We start from the raw sequence: 20,052 nt of genomic DNA, 5'->3' as shown, positions 1-20,052 counted from the left end.
CGACGCGGATCAATGGCGAGGCGAATTGTTAAAGCGGACGTCGAGGTGGCTATTGCCGCAGAGCGCGACACTCATCCACTCGGCGGAAAAACGCTGGAGCAACGCCCCGGAACACCGGATCAAAGATGCAGCAGCAGCCAGCCGCCCGTTGCGCCGGCGAGCAGCCAGAACGGGATGGAATAAAGGTGAAACGGCAGCCACATGCCACGCTCTCCGGCGAGGCGCACCGCAATCAGGTTGGCGAGCGAACCGATCGCGAATCCGAAGCCGCCGACGCTCACCCCGAAAGCCAATGCGCGCCAGTCGTGCGTGAACCCTGCGAGCACGATGGCGGCCGGAACATTACTGATGATCTGCGACAGCACGGCTCCTGCGACATATCCGCGCAGCGGAGCCTCCAAAGCGAGACTGCCGAGCAAACCGTGAATCCACGGTAGCGCGGCCGCACTGCGCAAGACAATGAACATCAGCACGAAGATGCAGAGCAGCAGCCAGTCGATCTTCAACACGATGCGCGGGCGCCACACCAGAAAGCCTGCGGCAACGCCCGCGAGCGCGATGCCGGCGTGATGCGCATCGGCTAGCAGCACGAACGCGACGAAGAGCACCCCGGCAACACTCGCAAGCGGGCGATCGACCGGGTGCGGATCGGTGTCGGTCGAAAGATCGAGCGGCCGGGATTTGAAAGAGAACACGGCGAGGACGAGCAGCATCGTCATCAGCATGGCGCATAGCGGCGCCAAAGCCGCAACGAAGCGGCCGAACGAAACGCCGCTCAGTTGCCAGAGAAACAGGTTCTGCGGATTGCCGAGCGGTGTCAGCACCGAGCCCGCGTTCACCGCGAGCGCAACCATGATCACGAGCTGTCTGAGAGGCAACGGGGTGAGCCGGTGCAGCGAGAGCATGAGCGGCACGACCACGAACAGCGCTACGTCATTCGTCACGATCGTTGCGAGCGCCGCGGCCAGGGCGATCAGGAACAGGGCCAGCGCGCGCTCGGAATGAATGCGCCGCACGAGGCGGTGGGCCATCCACGTCAGCAATCCTGAATATTCGATCGCCTTCGTCAGAATCAGCAGGCCCGCGAGCGTCATGACCGTCTGCCAGTCGACCAGCGCGGGCAGCGAGGCCCAGGCGCGCGGGGCGAACACCTGGAGCAGCACGAATGCCGCAACCAGGATGGCGAGCACCGGCTCCGAAACGGCGAGCGCGCCGATACGGCGCAGGAGTCCGCGCGCAGCGTGCCGGGTTTCAGGCAAGGGTTGGCCGTCGCGCACGTCTGCGGCAGCGAACTCAGGCCGCCGTTTCGCCGCGCAGGCGCAGCAGGATGCCGTCGAGCGCGTCGAGGTCGCCGAAGTCGACTGTCAACTGCCCGCGCCCTCGCCTGCCCAGCTTGATCTTCACCGTGGCGGACAGCAGGTCGGAGAGCTCCTCTTCGAGGCGCCGGGTATCGCGGCCGCCGTCATGGGGCGCCTTCGCCTTCAGCACGGGCGTGGCCTTCGTCGTGGCCGTCACGAGCTTCTCGGTCTCGCGCACCGACATCCGTTTGTTGACGACCTGGTTGGCGAGCGTGATCTGCGTCGCCGCGTCCACGGCGAGCAGCGCGCGGGCGTGGCCCATGTCGAGGTCGCCCGCGAGCAGCATGGTCTGCACCGGCGCGGCCAGATTCAGGAGACGCAGCAAGTTGGACACGGCGCTGCGCGAACGGCCGACGGATTCCGCCGCCTGCTCGTGCGTGAAACGAAACTCGTCGAGCAGGCGCTGGATGCCCTGCGCCTCTTCGAGCGGATTGAGGTCTTCGCGCTGGATATTCTCGATCAGCGCCATGGCGGCCGCGGCCTGATCCGGAACGTCCTTCACGAGCACCGGCACCTCGGTCAGACCCGCAATGTGCGCCGCGCGGAATCGCCGCTCGCCCGCGATGATCTCGTAACGGTCGGTGTCGATCGGGCGCACGAGGATGGGCTGCATCAGGCCCTGCGCGCGAATGCTCGCCGCCAGTTCCTGCAAGGCGCCTTCGTCCATGCGCGTACGCGGCTGGTATTTGCCCGCCTGCATCTTCGTAAGCGGCAGCGTGTTGGGCGCGCTGTCGATCTTCACCGCCTCGGTAATGTCCGCGCTGCCGCCAAGCAGCGCCTCCAGTCCGCGGCCCAGTCCTTTCTTCCGTGCTACTGCGTTCATCGTGCTCCCTCAGTCTGCATTGACCGCGAGGTGTGTCAAAAGCGATGTCAAAAACGGCGTCAAAGCGCGCGCACCCGCTCGATCATTTCCGCACCGAACTGCACATACGCCTGGGCGCCGCGCGACGCGCGATCGAACACCACGCCCGGCAGCCCATAGCTGGGCGCCTCCGCGAGGCGCACGTTGCGCGGGATCACCGCGTCGAACACCTTGTCGCCGAAGTGCTCCTTCAACTGCTCCGACACCTGCTGCTGCAACGTGATGCGCGGATCGAACATCACGCGCAAAAGGCCGATCACCTTCAGGTCGCGGTTCATGTTCGCGTGGACCTGCTTGATCGTGTTGACGAGATCGGACAGCCCTTCGAGCGCGAAGTACTCGCACTGCATCGGGATCACGACGCCATGCGCCGCGCACAGCCCGTTGAGCGTGAGCAGCGAGAGCGCCGGGGGGCAATCGATCAGCACAAAGTCGTACTCGGCCTCGACCTGCTCGAGCGCGTTCCTCAAGCGGCGCTCGCGCTGCTCCATGGAGACGAGCTCGACTTCGGCGCCGGCCAGTTCGCGATTGGCCGGCAGCACGTCGTAGCCCACGGCTTCGGGGCGCGTGCGCGCATCGAGCACCGTCACGCCGTCGACCAGTACTTCATACACCGTGTTCTCGCACGCGGCCTTGTTGATGCCGCTGCCCATCGTGGCGTTGCCTTGCGGGTCGAGATCGATGAGAAGGACACGCTGTCCCTGCGATGCGAGGCTCGCGGCGAGATTGACCGTTGTCGTCGTCTTGCCGACGCCGCCCTTCTGGTTCGCAACGCAGAAGATTTTTGCCATCTTTCGAGTGTCCCTTTTACTGCCTTGGATAGTTTGCTTACGTTATCGCGCCTGCACTGCCGCTGTCACGCCGGTTCGACCGTCACTTCGAGGAGATGCCGCTCGGCGTCCAGCATCGGTACATCGAGGCGAATCGTCTGCACCACTTGCGCACCGTCCGGCAAGCGCTCGACTTCGCCGTCCGGGCGCACGCCCTTCATCGCCCAGATCGCGCCGCCATCGGCAACCAGATGCCGGGCCAGTGTAACGAAATCGGCGAGCTCCGCGAATGCCCGCGACACGATCAGATCGAATTTTTTCGGCACTTCGACCCCAGGGCGCAGCGACTCGACACGCCCGGTGATCACGGACAGGTTCGCGAGACCCAGTTCGGCCTTCGCCTGAGACTGGAATGCTGTCTTCTTGTGGACAATGTCGTTCAGCGTCACGGACCAGCCCGGCCGCGCGATCGCCAGCACGATACCCGGCAAGCCGCCGCCGGAGCCCACATCCAGCACCGCGGCACTCTCGCGCAAAGGCAAATGCGGCAGGATCGAGAGGGAATCGAGAATGTGCTGAATCAGCATCTGGCGCGGGTCGCGGATCGCGGTCAGGTTGTAGACCGCGTTCCATTTCGCCAGTAGCGCAACGTAGTCGAGCAATTGCCCATGCTGCCGCTCGCTCAGTTCGATGCCAAGCGTCTGGACGCCCTCCTCCAGCATTCGGGCCAAGGCCTCGCGATCCGCGACGCCGGGTTGCCGCGCGCGGCCCGTCATTGCGCCACCGGCGTGTTGTCCGAGCCGGAATCGGCCGGATTCTGACGCCGACGGCCAAGGCCGCGCTTGAGGTGCACCATCAACAGCGAGATCGCGGCCGGCGTCACGCCCTGGATACGCGACGCCTGGCCAATAGTTTCGGGTCGATGCTGCGTCAGCTTCTGGCGCACTTCGAACGAGAGGCCTCGCACCTCGGCGTAGTCGATACCCTCCGGCAGGCGCGTGTTCTCCTGCGCGCCGTTGCGCTCGATTTCGTCGGCCTGACGATCGATATAACCCTGATATTTGATGCCAATCTCGATCTGTTCCTTGATCTGCGCGAGCAGGATCTCGTCGCCGGCCAGCGGCGTTTCGGGGCTGCATGCACCTTCGCGCAAACCGCACACGCCGTCGTAGCTAACGCCCGGGCGGCGCAGCAGATCCGCGAGGTTGTACTCGCGATCGATCGGCTTGCCGAGCAGCGCCGTCGCCTCTTCGGCCGGCAGGCTTTTCGGATTCACCCACGTCGACTTCAGGCGCTCTGTTTCACGTGAAACAGCGTCGCGCTTGCGGCTGAATGCTTCCCAGCGCACATCGTCGACGACGCCCAGCTCGCGGCCAATCTCCGTCAGGCGCATATCCGCATTGTCTTCGCGAAGGCTCAAGCGGTACTCGGCACGGCTCGTGAACATGCGATACGGCTCCGAAACACCGCGCGTTACCAGATCGTCGACCAGCACCCCCAAGTAGGCTTCGTCGCGGCGCGGGCACCACGCGTCCTTGCCCTGCACCTGCAGACCCGCGTTGATCCCGGCGAGCAGACCCTGTGCCGCGGCTTCTTCATAGCCGGTCGTGCCATTGATCTGGCCCGCAAAAAACAGACCCTGGATCACCTTCGCCTCCAGCGACGCCTTCAGGCCGCGAGGATCGAAATAGTCGTACTCGATTGCGTAACCCGGACGCAGGATATGCGCGTGCTCAAGGCCGCGCATCGAATGCACAAGCTCCAGTTGGACGTCGAACGGCAGGCTCGTCGAGATTCCGTTCGGGTAGAACTCGTTGGTCGTCAGTCCTTCCGGCTCAAGGAAAATCTGGTGCGATTCCTTCGAGGCGAAGCGGTGAATCTTGTCCTCGATCGACGGGCAGTAGCGCGGCCCCACCCCTTCGATCACGCCCGTATACATCGGCGAGCGATCGAGACCGCCGCGAATGATGTCGTGCGTACGCTCATTCGTATGCGTGACCCAGCACGGAATCTGGCGCGGATGCTGTTCGGCGCGGCCCAGGAACGAGAACACCGGCACCGGATCAAGGTCGCCCGGCTGCTCTTCCAGTACCGAAAAATCGATCGTGCGGCCGTCGATGCGCGGCGGTGTACCCGTCTTCAGGCGGCCCTGCGGGAGCTTCAATTCCTTCAGGCGCGCCGACAGCGTCACCGCTGCCGGATCGCCGGCGCGGCCGCCCGTGTAGTTGTTGAGACCCACGTGAATCTTGCCGTCGAGGAACGTCCCCGCCGTCAGCACGACTGCCCGGCTGCGGAAGCGGATGCCAACCTGCGTCACCGCTCCGACCACGCGGTCGCCCTCGACCATCAGGTCTTCGACCGCCTGCTGGAACAGCCAGAGATTCGGCTGGTTTTCCAGGCGCCGACGGATCGCGGCCTTGTACAGGATGCGATCGGCCTGCGCGCGCGTCGCGCGCACTGCCGGCCCCTTCGACGAATTCAGGATACGGAATTGAATGCCGCCTTCGTCGGTAGCAGCCGCCATCGCGCCGCCCAGGGCATCGACTTCCTTCACCAGATGGCCTTTGCCAATACCGCCAATCGACGGATTGCAGCTCATCTGGCCAAGCGTCTCGATGTTGTGCGTGAGCAGGAGCGTCTTGACGCCCATGCGGGCGGCGGCAAGCGCGGCCTCGGTGCCGGCGTGACCGCCGCCGACGACGATTATGTCAAACTCTGTGGGATAAAACATGGCCGGACCTCACGCACGGCGAACCTGCGTGAGCCTTCTCAGAAAAAGTGGGATGGGCGAATTATAACGGTTTAGCGTTTTGAGCCGCTCACGCCCGAATTTTTGTCGGCCTGAGTTAAGGCCTCGGCCCTCTTACTTCTGGCCCAAGCAAGGCCAGGGCGAAAAAAAACGGTGTGTTTCACGTGAAACACACCGCTTCGTGAACAACATACAGAGTCGTCAGGCCGTCTTTTTCGCCAGGCCGAGATACGTTTCGATAACGCGGGGATTCTGCGCCAGCTCGTTCGCCGGCCCTTCCAGTGCCAGATCGCCGGTCTCCAGCACGTAGCCGTAGTCCGAAATCTGCAGCGCCGCGCGCGCGTTCTGCTCGATCAGCAAGGTCGCCACGCCGGTCTGCCGCAGCGCACTGATGATATGGAAGATCTCCTTCACGATCAGCGGCGCCAGGCCGAGGCTCGGCTCGTCGAGCATGAGCAGATCGGGCTTGCCCATGAGCGCCCGGCCGACGGCCAGCATCTGCCGTTCGCCGCCCGAGAGCGTCCCGGCCGCCTGAGCTCGCCGTTCCTTGAGCCGCGGAAACAGATCGAATACGTGATCGAGTTGATCGAGGAAGTTGCGCTCGCCCGCCCGCTTGCGCCGATACGCGCCCAGCACGAGATTGTCCTCGACGGTCATCGTCGCGAACAGTTCGCGCTTTTCCGGCACGAGACACATGCCGCGGGCAACGCGCTCCTCGATCGGTAGCGCGCCCACCTCTTCGCCCAGATAAGCGATCCGCCCGCCCGCATGACCGGTGGCGGGCAGCGCGCCCATGATGGCGTTGAGCAAGGTGGACTTGCCGGCGCCGTTCGGCCCGATCACGGAGACGATCTGCCCGGCGCCCACCGTGATCGCGGCCTGGTGCAGCGCCTCGATCTTGCCGTAGCGAACCGAGAGGCGGGAGACTTCCAGTACAGGAGTCACTGGCGCTTTCATCACTCCACCCCGCCCAGGTAAGCTTCGAGCACCGCCGGGTCCTTCTGCACTTCCTCAGGCAGCCCCTCCGCGATCCGCGTGCCAAACTCCATCACGACCAGCCGGTCGGTGAGGTTCATCACGAAATCCATATCGTGTTCCACCAGCAGCACGCTCATCCCCTCTTCTTTCAGCTTGCGCAGCAGTACGGCCAGTTGCTGCTTCTCCTGGTAACGCAGGCCGGCCGCCGGTTCATCGAGCAGCAGCAAGGTCGGGTCGCAGCAGAGTGCGCGCGCGATCTCCAGAATTCGCTGCTGGCCAAGCGCGAGACTGCCGGCCTCTTCGTACATATGCTGATCGAGGCCAACGCGACGGAGCTGCCTCGCCGCCTCGCCCATGAGCCGCCCTTCCTCCGCAGCGTTGAGCTTCGCGACGCTGCGCAGCACGCCCGCGTGGCCGCGCAGATGCGCACCGATCGCGACGTTCTCCAGCACCGTCATCGTCGGTAGCAGCTTGACGTGCTGAAACGTACGGCCGATTCCGCGCGCGACGATTTCACGTGAAGTCAGCCGGTCGATGCGCTCGCCGCGGAACGTGATCTCGCCGCTCGTCGGCTGCAGCACGCCGGTCACCAGGTTGAACGTGGTCGATTTGCCTGCCCCGTTCGGGCCGATCAGGCCGATGATCTGGCCGGCGCGCACCTCGAAGCTCACGTCGTTGACGGCGACCAGACCGCCGAACTGCTTGCGCGCCTTGTCGACCGTGAGCAGCAACTCGCCGGCGGCGGGTTTGCTGCGCTGCGGCAAAGGATCGGCATGATCGGGCACATGGGCCTGCGAGCCGCGCGGAAAGAATCGTGCGACGAATGGCCAGACACCGCGTCGCGCATATTGCAGCAGCAGCACCATCAGAATGCCGAACACGATGATCTCGAAGTTGCCGTTCTCGCCCAGCAGTTTCGGCAGGATGGTCTGCAGCCAGTCCTGCAGCACGGTCAGAATCGCCGCGCCCAGCACCGCACCCCAAACGTGCGCCACGCCGCCCACCACCGCCATGAACAGATACTCGATGCCGTGGTTCAGGCCGAACGGCGTCGGGTTCACGGCTCGCTGCAAATGGGCGTACAGGAAGCCGGAAACGGCCGCGAGCACGGCCGCATAGACGAAGATGACGACGCGCATCCACGCCGTGTTGACGCCCATCGCCTCGGCCATCAGGCCGCCGCCGCGCAGCGCGCGAATGGCCCGCCCGGCGCGGCTATTCAGCAGATTTTGAACCGAGACGACCGACAGCAGCACGACAACCCAGATCAGGTAATAGATATGGCGCCCCGAATCGAGCTCGATGCCGAACACATTGAGCGCCGGAATGCCGTTGATGCCGTCGTACTTGCCGAGCGCGTCGAGATTGCCGAACAGGAAGTACAGCGCCAGACCCCAGGCGATCGTCCCGAGCGGCAGGAAGTGCCCGGAGAGCCGCATCGTCACGAGTCCCAGCACGAGCGCCACGAGCGCCGTCAGCACTACGCCCGCGATCAGTGCGAACCACGGCGAGATGCCGTACTGGGTCGTGAGATACGCCGTTGCATAAGCGCCGATTCCGACAAACGCGGCTTGCCCGAAGCTCGTCATCCCGCCGATGCCGGTCAGGAGCACAAGCCCGATAGCGACGATCGCATAGAGGCCGATGTAGTTCAGCAGCGTGATCCAGTATTCCGGCATGTGCACGGGACCAGGCAGCACCGGCAGCGCGAACATGACGATCAGAAACAGCCAGAAGAAGCGGTTGCGCAGAATGATTCGTTTCATCGCCTCACTCCTCCTCTTCTTCGGTGTGCGGCGTCGCGAAACTGCGCCACAGCAGCACGGGGATGATGAGCGTGAACACGATCACTTCCTTCCAGGAGCTGGCCCAGAACGACGAATACGATTCGAGCAGACCGACGAACACAGACCCCGCGGCGGCCAGCGGATAGCTCACGAGCCCGCCGATGATCGCGCCCACGAAGCCCTTCAGGCCGATCAGGAAGCCTGAGTCGTAATAGATCGTGGTGAGCGGCGCGACGAGAATGCCGCACAGCGCGCCCAGCCCCGCAGCAAGGGTGAACGCAAGCCGCCCGGCCTGCGTCGTGCCGATGCCGACAAGCCGCGCGCCAAGCCGGTTCACGGCCGTGGCGCGCAGCGCCTTGCCCGAAATCGTGCGGTCGAAGTAGACGTACAGCGCAACGATCAGTACGGCGGCCGTGCCGATCACCCAGAGGCTTTGCCCCGAGATCGAAAGACTGCCGATGTTGAACGTGGCGTCGGAAAACGCATTGGTGCGCGAGCCTTCGGCCCCGAACATCACGAGGCCGAGCCCGACCATGACGAAGTGCACCGCCACCGCGACGATGAGCAGCAGCAGCGTGGTCGCCTCCGCGATGGGCTCGTAGGCCAGCCGGTAAATGAACGGCCCCATCGGCACGACGATCGCGAGCGTGAGCGCGATCTGCACGAGCATCGGCAGCGGCCCGGCAGCCACGCTGCGCGTCAGCGCGTAGAGCGCGATGGGAAACAGCAGGTACTTGCCCGCGAGCGTCACGAGCGTGCGCGCCGCGTACCGCCGCCGCTCGGCGTGCCGCACGAGCCCCGCGGCTTCCACGACGAAGCAGGCCGCGCCAAGCGCCACGAGCAGCCAGCAAGTGGCCGGAAACTTCTGCGACTGCAATGCCGCGAGCGTGAGTGCGCCATAGGAGACGAACTCGCCTTGCGGAATGAAGATCACCCGCGTAACGGAAAACACCAGCACCAGCGCAAGCGCGAGCAGCGCGTAGATGGCGCCCGTGGTGATGCCGTCCTGCGCGAGGATCGCGGCGATCGATAAATCCATACACCCCTCTTCCTGGAACCCAGTCAGCCTGGAACGTCGAGCAACGGACAGGCGAAACAACAGGACGGCACGAACGCGCCATCCGGCGGGATGCGGCAGCCTGCGGCGGCAAACGCGCGTTCACGGCGGGCCGTCCGCTTCGCGGGCGGCCCCTTTTTCACGCGGGAAGCGACATCAGTCGCCCTGCAGCTTCCACTTGCCGTCGACGACCTCGACGATCACGCGGGCGCGGTCGTCGAGACCGTTGTGATCGGTAGGCGTCGTGTTCATGATGCCGTGCGAGAGCGGCAGTTCCTTGATGTTTTCGAGCGCATCGCGCAGCGCGACGCGGAACGCTTCGGTGCCGGGCTGACCCGATTTCAGCGCAACCGGAATCGCGCGTTCGAGCATCTGCCCGGCATCCCACGCGTGACCGCCGAAGGTCGCGACGGAACCGGCGCCGTAGGCCTTCTCGTAGGCCGCCTTGTAGGCCAACGCCGACTTTTTGACCGGATTCGAATCCGGCAACTGGTCGGCCACCAGGATCGGGCCGGCGGGCAGCAATTCGCCGTCGCAGTCCTTGCCGCAGACGCGCAGGAAGTCGTTGTTCGCTACACCATGCGTCTGATAGATCTTGCCCTTGTAGCCGCGGTCTTTCAGCGTCGTCGCGGGCAGCGCCGAAGGCGTGCCCGACCCGGCGATCAGCACCGCGTCCGGATTCGCCGACATGAGCTTGAGCGCCTGCCCCGTCACCGACGAATCGGTGCGGTTGAAGCGCTCGGTCTCGACGATCTTGAGGTTGTGCTTCGCCGCCGCCGCGCTGAATTCCTTGAGCCAGCTATCGCCGTAGGCGTCCGTGAAGCCGATGAAGCCCACCGTCTTCACGCCGTGCTTCTGCATGTAGCCGGCAATCGCATCCGCCATCAGGCTGTCGTTCTGCGGCGGCTTGAAGGCCCATTTGCGCTTGTCGTCCATCGGCTGGATGATCGCCGTCGAAGCCGCGAGCGAAATCATCGGCGTCTTGCCCTGCGCGACCACGTCGAGCATCGCCAGCGAATTCGGCGTCACCGACGAACCGATGATCGCGTCCACGTGATCATCGTCGATCAGCTTGTGCGTGTTCTGCACGGCCTTGCTCGTGTCCGACGCGTCGTCGAGCACAATGTATTGCACGCTCTTGCCCGCGATCTCCTTCGGCAGCAGCGCAATCGTGTTCTTCTCGGGAATGCCGAGCGACGCCGCCGGCCCCGTTGCCGAAAGCGTCACCCCGATCTTCACCTGCGCAAGCGCCACGCCGGCGCTCCCCATCAGCGCCATTGCGAGTCCGGCGCTCATCGCCTTCAATGCCCACTTCGTTTTCATTACGCGTCTCCAAACGCCTGGTTTGCGTGTCGATTGACCCCGCGCCAATCACTAATATCTTCGTAAATTGGCGTCGGCCCTTGAGTGTAGTAACCGGCATCGCGCGTGTAACGCATGGTTTTCCCTGCCTGTGCGCGTCTTGCTTGCGCACGCAACAAAAAAGGCACGACGGAAAACCATCGTGCCTTTCTGGCGATGCTGCTGCGGGCCGGATTCGCGATCGCGGGTACTGCTGTTTCGCAGTGCCGCCGGGATGGAAAATCGTCGGCTAAAATAAAAAGCGCTGTTGGACTCCTGTCCAACAGCGCTTCCTTGTCCGGGCACTTTGTGCCTCAGTTGTCTCCTCGTTCTCCACCTGCAAATTAGGTGCATCAGAACTAGGAGAGACTTTAAACTTCGGGCCCCTGGCCTACAACTAGCATTTACCCTAGTGGTGCAGCGCAGCACCGAATTGGGGCGCGCCGACACCATTTTGTCTTAGGGAAAAAGCGCTGATGAACGGCCGCAAGCGTACACGAGAATTCGCTCGTCTGCAGCGCAGCCCGCAGTCGTCGCGTCCGCCATCAGGTCCGCCGCTCAGGCCCGCCACGTCACGCTCGCAAGGGCTTCACGCGCGCGACGATCTCGCCCACGATGCCGCGCCGGAAGGCCAGCACGCACGCAATGAAGATGAGGCCCGTGACGATCGTTGCGGACTCACCGAGCGAGTTGAACCAGCTCACGCCCGTCAGCGAGGCCAGCGCGCCGCCGATATCGCCCAGCCGGTCCTCGAGCGAAACGATCAGCGCCGCGCCCAGCAGTGGCCCGAACAGCGTGCCCATGCCGCCCACGAGCGTCATCAGGATCACGAGGCCGGACATGGTCCAGTAGGCGTCGCCCAGCGTCTCGAAGCCGAGCACGAGCACCTTGAGCGACCCCGCAAGGCCCGCGAGGCCTGCGGAGAGCACGTACGCGAGCAGCTTGAAGCGGTCGGTGTCGTAGCCGAGAGAAATGGCGCGCGGCTCGTTCTCCTTGATCGCGGCAAGCACCTGTCCGAACGGCGAGTGCACGACCCGAACGATGAACAGGAACGCGAGCGCCATGACGAAAAGCACGACGTAATACAGCACGAGATCCGACGAAAGCGACACGAGGCCGAACAGCTTGCCGCGCGGCACCGCCTGCAATCCGTCTTCGCCATGCGTGAACGGCGCCTGCAGGTAGACGAAGTAGATCATCTGCGCGAGCGCGAGCGTCACCATCGCGAAGTAGATGCCCTGGCGGCGGATCGCGAAGATGCCGGTTACGAGACCCAGCAGCGTCGCCGCCAGAGTGCCCGTCAGCACGCCGAGCTCGGGCGTGAAGTTGAGCGACTGCATCGTGTAGCCGGTGAGGTAGCCGGCCGTCGAGAGAAACATCGCGTGCCCGAACGAGAGCAGCCCCGTGTAACCGATCAGCAGGTTGAACGCCACGGCGAAAAGCCCGAAGCACAGCACCTTCATCACGAAGAGCGGATACACCCCTGCGAGCGGCGCGAGCAGCAGGGCGACCAGCAGCAGTCCATAAAGCGCTTTTCTTTGCATCACCTTTCCTTGCCGAAGAGGCCTGCGGGGCGAATCAGCAGCACGATCGCCATGATCACGAACACCACCGTGGCCGACGCCTCGGGCCAGAACACGCGCGTAAAGCCCTCGATCACGCCCAGTACGAGGCCGGTCACGATCGACCCCATGATCGACCCCATGCCGCCGATCACGACCACGGCGAACACCGTGATGATGAGGGGCTGGCCCATGAGGGGCGAGACCTGGATCACGGGCGCGGCCAGCACGCCCGCGAATGCCGCGAGCGCAACGCCAAAGCCATAGGTCAGCGTGACCATGAGCGGCACGTTGATGCCGAACGCCTCGACGAGCTTGGGGTTCTCGGTACCGGCACGCAGATAGGCGCCAATGCGCGTCTTCTCGATCACGAACCAGGTTGCGAAGCACACGACCAGCGACGCGACCACCACCCATGCGCGATAGTTAGGCAGATACATGAAGCCGAGATCGGTCGCGCCCGAAAGCGCCTCGGGGACGTCGTAGGGCTGCCCCGACGAACCGTAGATCGCGCGGAACACCCCCTCGATCGTGAGCGTCAAACCGAAAGTCAACAGGAGTCCGTACAGATGGTCGAGCCGGTAAATCCAGCGCAGCATCGTGCGCTCGATCACCATGCCGAACAGCCCCACCACCACCGGCGCGATGACGAGCATCGCCCAGTACGGCAGGCCGAAGTAGGCAAGCCCCATCCACGTGAGCATCGCACCCAGCATGAACAACGCGCCGTGCGTGAAATTGATCACGTTGAGCATGCCGAAAATCACCGCGAGGCCAAGACTCAGAATCGCATAGAACGAGCCGTTCACGAGCCCGAGCAGCAACTGGCTCAGCACAGCCGGCAGCGGAATGCCAAAGATCGTCATGAAAGCCGCCATCTCCTCAAGATCGCATTCGTGCGGTACGCGACGCGGCACGGCAAAGCCGTACCGCGCGCCACGAAAACACCGCCGCGCTCAGTTGCGCTCAATTGCACCTGGTACGCTTACTTCCACAAGGCGCAGCGCGATTCCTGCTTCGTCGTGTACGCCTGCTCGCCCGGGATCGTCTCCAGCACCTTGTAGTAGTCCCACGGCCGCTTCGACTCGGACGGCTTCTTCACCTCGACCAGGTACATGTCGTGAATCAGCACGCCGTCCGCGCGGATATAGCCGCCCTTCGTGTAGAAGTCGTCGATCTTCGTCTTCTTGAGCTCGGCCATCACCTTGTCCGAATCGGTCGTACCGGCCGCCTGCACCGCTTTCAGATACGTCATCACCGACGAATAGTCGGCGGCCTGCAGTTCGGACGGCATCTTCTTCGTCTGGTCGTAATAGCGCTGCGCCCACTTGCGCGACGCGTCGTTCTGATCCCAGTACCAGCCGGTCGTCAGCTCGAGGCCCTGCGTCGTTTCGAGCCCGAGGCTGTTCACGTCCGGCAGGAACATCAGCAGCGCCGCGATCTTCATCGTCTTCGTGATGCCGAATTCCTTCGCGGCCTTGATCGAATTGACCGTGTCGCCGCCCGCGTTCGCGAGGCCGAGGATCTGTGCCTTCGACGCCTGCGCCTGCAGCAGGAACGACGAGAAGTCCGAAGCCGAAAGCGGATGCCGGACTTCGCCGAGCACCTGGCCGCCGTTCGCCTTCACGACGTCGGCGGTGTTCTTTTCGAGCGATTTGCCGAATGCGTAGTCGGCGGTCAGGAAGAACCACGTCTTGCCGCCCTGCTTGACCACGGCGAGGCCCGTGCCCTTCGCCAGCGCAACCGTGTCGTAACCGTAGTGGACCGTGTACGGCGTGCACTGCTCGTTCGTCAGCGCATCCGTGCCCGCGCCGGTGTTGAAGTACACGCGCTTCTTCTCGAGCGCGACCTGATTCATGGAGAGCGCGGTGGCCGAGTTCGTGCCGCCGAGCAGCATGTCGAGCCCGTCGCGGTCCATCCACTCGCGTGCCTTCGAAGCCGCGATGTCGGCTTTATTCTGGTGGTCGGCATACATGACCTCGATCGGCTTGCCGAGCACCTTGCCGCCAAAGTCCGCCACCGCCATCTTGACGGCGACGAGGCCGCCCTGGCCGTCGTCGTCGGCATAGAGGCCCGACATATCGGTGATGAAACCGATCTTCACCGCATCGTCGGCGGCCTGCGCATTCCCCGCGCCGAGCGCCGTCGCTGCGGCCACTGCGGCAACGAGGGTGGCGAGCCGCGCGAACGTCGTTTTCTTCATGACAGTCTCCTTCTTTTCTGGTTGCGTTGTTATCGAAGCAATACGGCGAGACAACAATTCACGGCAGACACGTTGCGAGCGGCACGGCAAGTCACCTCCGGCCGGGCCGGCCCCAACATGCAGGCTAATGAAGCTAAACGCCAAGCAGATCGTGAAGCACGGGCATCTTGGCATCGAGTTCGGCCACGCCGAAATGCTCGACGATGTGGCCGTGCTCCATGACGTAGAACCGGTCGGCAAGCGGCGCGGCGAAGCGGAAGTTCTGCTCCACCATGACGATCGTGTAGCCGCGCGACTTGAGCGTGACGATCATGCGTGCGAGCGCCTGCACGATCACGGGCGCAAGGCCTTCGGAGATCTCGTCGAGCAGCAGCAGGTTAGCGCCCGTGCGCAGGATGCGCGCGACGGCCAGCATCTGCTGCTCGCCGCCGGAGAGGCGCGTGCCCTGGCTGTGGCGGCGCTCCGCGAGATTCGGGAACATGGCATAGATTTCGTCGAGCGACATGCTCTCGGCGTTCGGGTTCACCGACGGCGGCAGCAGCAGGTTTTCCTCGCAGGACAGGCTCGCGAAGATGCCGCGCTCTTCGGGGCAGTAGCCGACGCCGCAATGCGCGATGCGGTACGTGGGCATCTGGATGGTCTCGCACCCGCCAATGCGGATCGATCCCGTGCGGCGTCCCGTGAGACCCATGATGGCGCGCAGCGTCGTGGTGCGTCCCGCGCCGTTGCGCCCCAGCAGTGTGACGACTTCGCCGCGCGCGACCGTGAGATCGACGCCGTGCAGAATGTGCGACTCGCCATACCACGTCTGCAGACCCGCGATCTCCAGCGCAGGCTCGCCCTGCGCCGCGGCGCCCGCCGCCGCGCGTTCGACTTCCGTCACCGTGTTCATGGGTGGGCTCCGGCAAGGGCCGCGTCCGCACTGCCCATGTAAGCCTCGGCCACGAGCGGATTCTTCGACACTTCCGCGTAGCTGCCTTCGGCGAGCACCTCGCCGCGCTGCAGGACCGTGATCGTGTCGGAAATGCCCGCAATGACGTTCATGTTGTGTTCGACCATCAGGATCGTGCGCCCGCTCGACACTTTCTTGATGAGCGCCGTCACGCGGTCCACGTCCTCGTGGCCCATCCCCTGGGTCGGCTCGTCGAGCAGCATCAGTTCGGGTTCCATCGACAACGTGGTCGCGATCTCGAGCGCGCGCTTGCGCCCGTATGCGAGCTCGACGGTCGGCACGTCCGCGAAGTCGGTGAGACCAACCTGCGTGAGCAGATCCATCGCGCGATCATCGAGTTCGGCGAGCGTGCGTTCGCTCTTCCAGAAGTGATACGCGGTGCCGAGCGAGCGCTGCAAGCCGATGCGCACGTTCTGCAGCGCCGTGAGATGCGGAAACACCGCCGAGATCTGGAACGAACGGATGATGCCGCGCCGCGCGATCTGCGCGGGCCGCTCGTGCGTGATGTCCACGCCGTTGAACACGATGCGCCCGGCGCTCGGTTCGAGAAATTTGGTTAGCAGATTGAAGCAGGTGGTCTTGCCCGCGCCATTGGGCCCGATCAGCGCGTGGATCGTGCCGCGGCACACGCGCAAGTTGACGCCGTTCACGGCGGTGAAGCCTTTGAATTGACGCGTGAGACCGCGCGTCTCCAGAATCGTGTCGCCGAGAATCATGTCCCCTTCCACGCGAAGTAATGGCGTAACTCTGCACGTTGTTCGCGCGAGCCGCCGCACGAATGCCGATGAAGCAATGAAGCCGCGCCAGTTGTAAGGCGCTTGAAGTCCGCTACCGGCGCATGTTGCGCGCCCCCGTTCTCGCGCATTGTCTCGCCAATGATGCAGCGCAATCATTGGGATTTGCACTTAGGGTAAAGCGTGCCGCCAGACCGGATCGACTTTGCAAGAATGACGCGAGATACGCGCACGATGACCTCATGATCGCGACACATTTCATGCGAATTCGCGATGCGAAAAAACGCACCCAGGTAGTCAGGACAGGCAGCGGCGCGCGCACCGGAACATTCCGGTGTACGTCCTGGATAGTGCACCGCGCAGGCGCTCAGGCTGTCGTCGTCAGCGGTGCGGAGGCCTCCACATTGGTGCGCGCGCCGGCGCCCTCGCGACGATCCGCGCGCATCATCGCGGCGGCACGCTCCGCAATCATGAGCGTCGGCGAGTTCGTATTGCCCGAGGTGATGAACGGCATCACCGAAGCGTCGACCACGCGCAGTCCCTCTACCCCACGCACGCGCAGGCGCGCATCGACCACGGCATCGGGGTCGTCGGCGCGGCCCATGCGGCAGGTGCCCACCGGATGGAAGATCGTCGTGCCGACGTTGCCCGCCGCTTCGTGCAGTTGCGCCTCGGTCTGGAACGCCGTGCCCGGCAGGATCTCTTCGGGCCGGTAGCGTGCCAGCGCCTGCGACGCCGCAATGCGCCGCGTGAGGCGCAGGGCGTTTGCGGCCACGCGGCGATCGTGCTCGGTCGACAGATAGTTGGGCGCGATCGAAGGCGCCGCCGCGGGATCGCCGGAAACGATATGAATGCTGCCGCGCGAAGTCGGCCGCAAATTGCACACCGACGCCGTGAAGGCATTGAAGCGATGCAGCGGCTCGCCGAACCGATCGAGCGAGAGTGGCTGCACGTGATACTGGAGGTCGGGCCGCGTGAGCGCGGGATCGTTCGGATCGGACTTCGCGAAAGCGCCAAGCTGCGAAGGTGCCATCGACATCGGCCCGCTCTGGAGAAGCGCATATTGCAGGCCGATCATGAGCTTGCCCCACCAGTGCGCGGAGGCCGTATTGAGCGTGCGCACGCCGCTCACGCGATACGCCATGCGCAGTTGCAGATGGTCCTGGAGGTTCTCGCCCACGCCGCGCAAATCCTGCACGACGCCGATGCCGAGATTCGCGAGCCTGCGCGCGTCGCCAATGCCGGATAGCTCCAGCAGTTGCGGCGAATTCACCGCGCCCGCGCTGAGGATCACTTCGCCGCGCGCGCGCGCCACGTAGTCGACGTCGCCGCCGCGATACTCCACGCCCACGCAGCGCTTGCCTTCGAGGATCACGCGTTGCGTGAGCGCGCCGGTAATGGTGGTGAGATTCGGCCGCTTCATCGCCGCGCGCAGAAACGCCTTCGACGCATTCCATCGCACGCCGCGCTTCTGGTTCACGTCGAAGTAGCCCACGCCGCTGTTGTCGCCGCGATTGAAGTCGTCGGTGGCGGCGATGCCCTGCTCTTGCGCCGCCTGCGCGAACGTTTCGAGAATCTTCCAGCTGAGCCGCTGCTTCTCGACGCGCCATTCGCCGCCGGCGCCGTGAAACGCGTTCGCGCCGCCGTGATAGTCCTCGCTGCGCCGGAACACGGGCAGCACGGCGTCCCACGACCACGCCGCGTCGCCGGTCACGCGCGCCCACTCATCGTAGTCCTCACGTTGGCCGCGCATATAGATCATGCCGTTGATCGACGACGATCCGCCCAGCACGCGCCCGCGCGGATACGACAGTGCGCGGCCATTCAGGCCCGCTTCGGCCTCGGTCTTGTAGAGCCAGTCGGTACGCGGATTGCCGATGCAGTACAGATAGCCGACGGGAATGTGAATCCAGTGGTAATCGTCCTGGCCGCCCGCTTCGAGGAGCAGCACCGAAACATCCGGATCTTCGGTGAGGCGATTGGCGAGCACGCAGCCCGCCGTGCCGGCGCCGACGATCACATAGTCGAAATCGCCTTCGAGGCGACGCGAGGACGTACGTCCTCCTGAGGATTCCATCGTGGTGGGCATCTGTGTCTCCCGGTTCTTGTCCGATGCGGCACGCGAACCTACTTCGCGACCGGCATCGTGAATTCGGCACCCTTCGCGATGCTGTCCGGCCAGCGCTGCATGATGCTCTTGTAGCGCGTGTAGAAACGCACGCCCTCTTCGCCGTAAGCATGATGATCGCCGAACAGCGAACGCTTCCAGCCGCCGAACGAATGCCACGCCATGGGCACCGGAATCGGCACGTTGATGCCCACCATGCCCACCTTGATCTGCCGCGAGAAGGCACGCGCCACACCGCCGTCGGACGTGAAGAGCGACACGCCGTTCGCGAACTCGTGACGGTTGATGAGCGCCACCGCGCTCGCGAAATCGGGCACGCGCACCACCGAAAGCACGGGGCCGAAGATCTCTTCCTTGTAGATCGTCATGTCGGTCTGCACGTTGTCGAACAGCGTGCCGCCGAGGAAGAAGCCGTCCTGGCCATCGACCGCGTGCGTGCGGCCGTCGACCACGAGCTTCGCGCCCGCGGCCACGCCGGCGTCGATATAGCCCCTCACTTTCGTGCGATGCGCGCCCGTGACGAGCGGCCCCATCTCGGACGCACTGTCCATGCCGTTGCCGATCTTCAGCGCTTTCACGCGCGGCGTGAGGCGCTCGACGAGCTCGTCGGCGATGTGTCCCACGGCCACCGCCACCGAAATCGCCATGCAGCGCTCGCCCGCCGAACCGTAAGCCGCGCCGATCAGCGCGTCGACGGCCTGGTCGAGGTCGGCGTCGGGCATCACGACGAGATGATTCTTCGCCCCGCCCAGCGCCTGCACGCGCTTGCCGTGCTTCGTGCCTTCCGTGTAGATGTATTCGGCAATCGGCGTCGAGCCGACGAACGAGAGCGCCGTGACGTCGGGATGCGCGAGCAGCGCATCCACCGCCACCTTGTCGCCGTGCACGACGTTGAAGACGCCGTCGGGCAGGCCGGCCTCTTTGAGCAGTTCAGCGAGGCGCAGCGACGCGGACGGATCGCGTTCGGAAGGCTTCAGCACGAACGTGTTGCCGCAAGCCAGCGCAACCGGAAACATCCAGCACGGCACCATCATCGGGAAGTTGAACGGCGTGATGCCGGCCACGACGCCGAGCGGCTGGCGCAGGTTCCAGTTGTCGATGCCGCCGCCGATCTGGTCGGTGAAGTCGGTTTTCAGCAGATTCGGAATGCCGCACGCGAATTCGACGATCTCGATGCCGCGCATCACCTCGCCCTTCGCGTCCGAAAACACCTTGCCGTGCTCGCGCGTGATGAGTTCGGCCAGTTCGTCGTGATGCTGGTCGAGCAGATCCTTGAACTTGAACAGAATGCGCGCGCGCTTGATGGGCGCCATCTCGCTCCATGCCAAGAATGCGGCGTTCGCCGCGACGACGGCCGCATCCACCTCGGCCACGGTCGCGAGGGGCACGCGCGCGGCGACCTTGCCGGTTGCCGGGTTGAAGACGTCGCCGTAGCGCTCGCTCGCGCCGCCTTGCGGCTTGCCATTGACATAGTGCGTCAGCGTGCGGACGCCCGCTTCGTTCAGATGTGTCTCGCCCATGTGTCCCTCTGCCGTCGATGAGTGGGCGGCGCCGGCAAGCTACGAACACGC

General features: G+C 64.5%; 16 protein-coding genes. All 16 read right to left on the bottom strand.

Features of this window, described 5'->3' with window-relative positions; all coding sequences use genetic code 11:
* Window positions 1-119: 119 nt before the first annotated feature.
* Window positions 120-1,259, bottom strand: coding sequence for an SLC13 family permease (locus V8683_RS01685; RefSeq protein WP_411188000.1), 1,140 nt, complete (start codon window positions 1,257-1,259; stop codon window positions 120-122).
* Between the two features lie 34 nt (window positions 1,260-1,293).
* On the bottom strand, window positions 1,294-2,181 hold the full coding sequence (locus V8683_RS01680; RefSeq protein WP_411187998.1) for a ParB/RepB/Spo0J family partition protein: 888 nt from the start codon (window positions 2,179-2,181) through the stop codon (window positions 1,294-1,296).
* 59 nt (window positions 2,182-2,240) lie between these two features.
* On the bottom strand, window positions 2,241-3,011 hold the full coding sequence (locus V8683_RS01675) for a ParA family protein (protein ID WP_411187996.1): 771 nt from the start codon (window positions 3,009-3,011) through the stop codon (window positions 2,241-2,243).
* 65 nt (window positions 3,012-3,076) lie between these two features.
* Complete coding sequence (rsmG, locus tag V8683_RS01670) at window positions 3,077-3,766, bottom strand: 16S rRNA (guanine(527)-N(7))-methyltransferase RsmG (RefSeq protein ID WP_411187994.1); 690 nt, start codon at window positions 3,764-3,766, stop codon at window positions 3,077-3,079.
* On the bottom strand, window positions 3,763-5,721 hold the full coding sequence (gene mnmG, locus V8683_RS01665) for a tRNA uridine-5-carboxymethylaminomethyl(34) synthesis enzyme MnmG (RefSeq protein WP_411187992.1): 1,959 nt from the start codon (window positions 5,719-5,721) through the stop codon (window positions 3,763-3,765). Before mnmG ends, rsmG begins: the two co-directional genes overlap by 4 nt.
* 219 nt (window positions 5,722-5,940) lie before the next feature.
* A complete protein-coding gene (locus V8683_RS01660; protein WP_411187990.1) occupies window positions 5,941-6,696 on the bottom strand; it encodes an ABC transporter ATP-binding protein in 756 nt (251 codons plus the stop codon).
* On the bottom strand, window positions 6,696-8,483 hold the full coding sequence (locus V8683_RS01655; protein ID WP_411187988.1) for a branched-chain amino acid ABC transporter ATP-binding protein/permease: 1,788 nt from the start codon (window positions 8,481-8,483) through the stop codon (window positions 6,696-6,698). The genes V8683_RS01660 and V8683_RS01655 overlap by 1 nt, the downstream gene beginning before the upstream one ends.
* 4 nt (window positions 8,484-8,487) lie before the next feature.
* Window positions 8,488-9,543, bottom strand: a complete 1,056-nt coding sequence (locus V8683_RS01650; protein ID WP_411187986.1) for a branched-chain amino acid ABC transporter permease — start codon at window positions 9,541-9,543, stop codon at window positions 8,488-8,490.
* 174 nt (window positions 9,544-9,717) lie between these two features.
* Entirely contained in the window at window positions 9,718-10,884 is a 1,167-nt protein-coding gene (locus tag V8683_RS01645) for an ABC transporter substrate-binding protein (protein WP_411187984.1), read from the bottom strand.
* Between the two features lie 590 nt (window positions 10,885-11,474).
* Entirely contained in the window at window positions 11,475-12,446 is a 972-nt protein-coding gene (locus tag V8683_RS01640; protein ID WP_411187982.1) for a branched-chain amino acid ABC transporter permease, read from the bottom strand.
* Window positions 12,446-13,330: a branched-chain amino acid ABC transporter permease gene (locus tag V8683_RS01635; RefSeq protein WP_411187980.1), complete on the bottom strand. Its 885-nt coding sequence runs from the start codon at window positions 13,328-13,330 to the stop codon at window positions 12,446-12,448. The genes V8683_RS01640 and V8683_RS01635 overlap by 1 nt, the downstream gene beginning before the upstream one ends.
* A gap of 119 nt (window positions 13,331-13,449) precedes the next feature.
* Window positions 13,450-14,667, bottom strand: coding sequence for an ABC transporter substrate-binding protein (locus V8683_RS01630; protein WP_411187978.1), 1,218 nt, complete (start codon window positions 14,665-14,667; stop codon window positions 13,450-13,452).
* Between the two features lie 133 nt (window positions 14,668-14,800).
* A complete protein-coding gene (locus V8683_RS01625; protein WP_411187976.1) occupies window positions 14,801-15,559 on the bottom strand; it encodes an ABC transporter ATP-binding protein in 759 nt (252 codons plus the stop codon).
* The gene (locus tag V8683_RS01620) at window positions 15,556-16,335 is read right to left on the bottom strand and encodes an ABC transporter ATP-binding protein (RefSeq protein ID WP_411187974.1); all 780 of its coding nucleotides are present in this window, start codon (window positions 16,333-16,335) and stop codon (window positions 15,556-15,558) included. The genes V8683_RS01625 and V8683_RS01620 overlap by 4 nt, the downstream gene beginning before the upstream one ends.
* Window positions 16,336-16,720: 385 nt before the next feature.
* On the bottom strand, window positions 16,721-18,442 hold the full coding sequence (locus tag V8683_RS01615; protein ID WP_411187972.1) for a GMC family oxidoreductase: 1,722 nt from the start codon (window positions 18,440-18,442) through the stop codon (window positions 16,721-16,723).
* Between the two features lie 38 nt (window positions 18,443-18,480).
* A complete protein-coding gene (locus V8683_RS01610; protein WP_411187970.1) occupies window positions 18,481-20,001 on the bottom strand; it encodes a CoA-acylating methylmalonate-semialdehyde dehydrogenase in 1,521 nt (506 codons plus the stop codon).
* Window positions 20,002-20,052 lie beyond the last annotated feature (51 nt).

The sequence above is a fragment of the Paraburkholderia sp. AV2 genome (genome assembly GCF_054968425.1).
The sequence above is the reverse complement of the archived record's forward strand: the minus strand, read 5'-3'. Positions and strand labels throughout refer to the sequence as shown.